The organism is Mesorhizobium sp. M7A.F.Ca.AU.002.02.1.1 (assembly GCF_003998535.1).
Lineage (GTDB): Bacteria > Pseudomonadota > Alphaproteobacteria > Rhizobiales > Rhizobiaceae > Mesorhizobium > Mesorhizobium ciceri.
Genome location: NZ_RZPB01000650.1, coordinates 1 through 3,429 on the forward strand (window position 1 = coordinate 1; position 3,429 = coordinate 3,429).

The following is a 3,429-nucleotide window of genomic DNA, read 5'->3' on the forward strand; positions in this document are numbered from 1 at the left end:
CCGGCGAATGCCTCTTCGACGCACCAGTCGAAGGTCAGGTCCGGGCGGTGGCGACGGGCATCCTCGACCGCCGGAAAGGTGTGGATGACATCGCCCATCGACGACGTCTTGACGATCAGCACCTTCATGCCGCGGCCGGAATTTCCAGCAGCCGGTCCGCCGCTGCCGCGACCTGGCCGACTTCCAGCGTCTTCAGGCAGTTGAGGTGGCCGAGCGGACAGACCTTCTGGTGGCAGGGCGAGCACGACAGGCCGAGCCAGACCAGCTCGCGGCGCTCCGCCAGCGGTGGCGTGTTTTCGGGCGAGGTCGAGCCGTAGACGGCGACGATCGGCGTGCCGACGGCGGCCGCGACATGCATCAGTCCGCTGTCGTTGGACACAGCCAGCCTGGCGGCGGATATCAGGTCGATGGCGTCCTCCAGCCGCGTCTGTCCGGCGAGGTCGACGACGCCGGGGGCCAGGGCTGCGATCTCCGCCGTCACGTCGCGGTCGTTCTTCGAGCCGAACAGCGCAACCTTCAAGCCTTTGCCCATGAAGCCGCTGGCAAGCCCGGCATAGCTTTCGCTGGGCCAGCGCTTGGCAGGGCCGAATTCCGCGCCGGGCATCAGGGCCACGAATTTCTGCGGCGCCAGCCCGAAACGGCCGAGCAGGTCGACCTGGTTTTTCGTGTCCACGCTAAGCCGGGGCGCCCGGAAACTGCCGCCCTGGGCAAGGCCGAAATAGGCCTGCGCGGTGCGTCGTTTGATGCTGTCGGGCAATGGCACGACGTCGGTCAGCAGGCCATAGCGCATCTCGCGCAGATTGCCGACACGGCGCGGAATGCGGGCAAAGAACGGAATCAGCGCCGACTTCCAGCTGCCCGGCAGGATATAGGCCATGTCGTAGCGGCCGCGCAGCAGGCGGCCGAAGCGGCGGCGATGGGTGAATTCGAGCGCGCCGGGTTTGAGCGGAAAATCGATCTGCTGGCGGATTTCGGGCATGCGCTTGACCAGGGGTGCTGCCCAGGCAGGCGCCAGCACATCGATGGCGGCGTTGGGATGCAACTCCTTCAGCGCCGAAAACAGGCACTGCGCCATCACCATGTCGCCCACCCAGCGTGGGCCGATCACGAGGATCGTTGGGCTTTCAGCCATTCGACATAGTCTCTGACACCGGTTTCCACTGTCCGGAATTGGCCATTGTAACCGGCCGCGCGCAAACGGGACATATCAGCTTGCGTAAAGCTCTGGTAGCTGCCCTTGAGATGGTCGGGAAAGGGGATGAATTCAATCTCCCCTTTACCCAACGTGTCGATCACCGTTTCGGCGATGGCGCGGAAGGGCTGGGCACGGCCGGTGCCGCAATTGAAGATGCCGCTTGAGCCCCGTTTCCACAGCCACAGATTGACGTCGGCGACATCACCGACATGGATGAAGTCACGGCTTTGTTCGCCGGGTCCGAATCCGTCATAGGCGCCGAACAGTTTCGGGTTCTCGCCTCGCTCGACCTGGTTGAACAGATGGAAGGCGACGGAGGCCATGGCGCCCTTGTGCGCTTCGCGCGGGCCATAGACGTTGAAGTAGCGCAAGCCTACGACCTGTGAATGGTCGGCCTGCCCGGCGAACACGGTTCGCCTGACATAGTCGTCGAACAGCTTCTTGGAATAGGCGTATACGTTGAGCGGCCGTTCCAACGCGGGATCCTCGAGGAACTCCGAGCCGCCGCCATAGACGGAAGCCGAGGAGGCATAAAGGAAAGGCACGCGCAAACTCTGGCTTGCATGCAGCAACCGTTTCGAGAAGGCGTAATTCACCTCCATCATGAATTTGCCGTTCCACTCGGTGGTGGTCGAGCAGGCGCCCTGGTGGAACACGGCCTCGATGCGGCCGAGCGAGCCGGCCTCCATGCGGGGCAGGAAATCGTCCTTGTCGAGATAGTCGGCGATCTTGAGATCGGCAAGATTGACGATCTTGTGACCGTCGGTAAGGTCGTCGACGACGAGGATGTCGTCATGCCCTTCGGCATTCAGCGCGGCGACGATGTTGGAGCCGATCATGCCGGCGCCGCCCGTGACGATGATCATGAAGGACCTCTGGTTGCTTGCGATTCCGGTCCTTATAGGGGAGGCTAGCCGGGCTGTCGACAAAGCCAGGTGCATGCGCCTGTCCTGCCATTTTATGCGCTTGTCTGTTTTGTCTATTTTGTCTATTATGGACAAAACAGGGTATCCCATGAAAAACTATCCGTCGACCGATCTGAAACAGAATCTTGGAGATGTGCTTGCAGCTGCCAGCCAGCAGCCGGTCTCCATCACTCGCCACAACAAGCCGAGATACGTCCTGATGAGCATCGAGGCCTACGAAGCGCGCTTCGGCAACGACAGCCGCCGCGTCTACGCTGCGAAGGACGCCCCGACCGAACATGTCGAGATGCTCGAGGAGTACGCCGCGGAATTGGACCGTGATTAAACCCGCTGCTGCGGACGTCTGGCGATATCCATATCTTTGGCATCGCCAACACGGAGACGGCGAGACCGAAGGCCGGAAGTCACGGCCTGTGGCCTTTGTGGCTGTCCTTCCTGGGAAAGCCGGGGGTACCAACCTCTTCATACTTGCAATCACTTCCACACAGCCGGGTCGTGATCGCGTTGCAGTCAGCATCCCGGAAATTGAACGCCACCGTGCGGGCCTCGATCCTATGCCCCTTTGGGTCATGGCCGATGAGTACAATCATGATATCCTGGAAGCGTCGGCCTATTTCGAGCCGGGTGCGCGAATTGGCGCGTTCAGCCCGTCATTTCACAAGAAAATTATGTTCGCTTTTACTGCGGTTGTCCGCACGGGTCAGTCCAAAGCAATCCCGCGCGGACTGAATCGACAGGGCAGAGCACGATCGTGAGGGACCAAAAATGCCATCGACCGAACTGCTCATCGCGTTTTTCGCCACCACGGCGATCTTCGCCTACACTCCAGGCCCGGCCATGCTCTATGCCGCCGCGCAGACGATGGCGCGCGGCCGCTGGTCCGGCCTGACGGCGGCGCTGGGCATTCATCTGGGCGGCTACGTGCATGTTTTCGCCGCGGCCGCCGGGCTGTCGGTGCTGTTTCATGCCGTGCCGACGCTCTACCTGGCGGTCAAGCTGGTCGGTGCGCTCTATCTGATCTGGCTTGGCATCTCGCTGTTTCGCAAGCGCGCGGACGGCGATGCGGCGCTGCCCGCGATCGAGCGCAAATCGGCGCGGCGCGCCTTTTTCGAGAGCATCACCGTCGAGGTGCTCAATCCGAAGACAGCGATCTTCTTCATGGCGTTCCTGCCGCAATTCATCGACGCCTCGGCGGCGTTTCCGGTCTGGCTGCAGTTCGTCGTGCTCGGCACGATAGTCAATCTGATGTTCTCCTCGGCCGATATCGTCTGCGTGTTCCTGGCGGGCGCCGTGATCGGCCGCCTGCGG

4 protein-coding genes and 1 pseudogene are annotated in these 3,429 nt (G+C 62.1%); 2 read left to right on the forward strand and 3 right to left on the reverse strand.

The window, feature by feature from the left end:
- The 3 genes and pseudogenes from EN879_RS40230 to rfaD form a co-directional block, all read right to left on the reverse strand.
- A pseudogene (locus EN879_RS40230) lies at positions 1-128 on the reverse strand (lipopolysaccharide heptosyltransferase I); the annotation flags it as partial.
- A complete protein-coding gene (gene waaF, locus EN879_RS28685) occupies positions 125-1,132 on the reverse strand; it encodes a lipopolysaccharide heptosyltransferase II (protein ID WP_063168813.1) in 1,008 nt (335 codons plus the stop codon). The pseudogene EN879_RS40230 and the gene waaF, both read right to left, overlap by 4 nt.
- Positions 1,105-2,061 (reverse strand): ADP-glyceromanno-heptose 6-epimerase, encoded by a 957-nt coding sequence (rfaD, locus tag EN879_RS28690; RefSeq protein WP_063170316.1) that lies wholly within the window; start codon positions 2,059-2,061, stop codon positions 1,105-1,107. The genes waaF and rfaD overlap by 28 nt, the downstream gene beginning before the upstream one ends.
- On the opposite strand from rfaD, the gene EN879_RS40235 reads away from it, so the two are divergent.
- Positions 2,033-2,446, forward strand: coding sequence for a type II toxin-antitoxin system Phd/YefM family antitoxin (locus tag EN879_RS40235; protein WP_224675156.1), 414 nt, complete (start codon positions 2,033-2,035; stop codon positions 2,444-2,446). The two genes, rfaD and EN879_RS40235, sit on opposite strands and share 29 nt — an antisense overlap.
- Positions 2,447-2,886: 440 nt before the next feature.
- Positions 2,887-3,429, forward strand: a 543-nt coding sequence (locus EN879_RS28705) for a LysE family translocator (RefSeq protein ID WP_164774632.1), incomplete at its 3' end; no start/stop codon positions are given.

What these genes read in the sequence shown, in the direction of transcription:
- rfaD (WP_063170316.1), bottom strand. Translation starts at nt 2,061, where the DNA reads ATGATCATCGTCACGGGCGGCGCCGGCATGATCGGCTCCAACATCGTC.
- EN879_RS40235 (WP_224675156.1), top strand. Translation starts at nt 2,033, where the DNA reads ATGCCGGCGCCGCCCGTGACGATGATCATGAAGGACCTCTGGTTGCTT.
- waaF (WP_063168813.1), bottom strand. Translation starts at nt 1,132, where the DNA reads ATGGCTGAAAGCCCAACGATCCTCGTGATCGGCCCACGCTGGGTGGGC.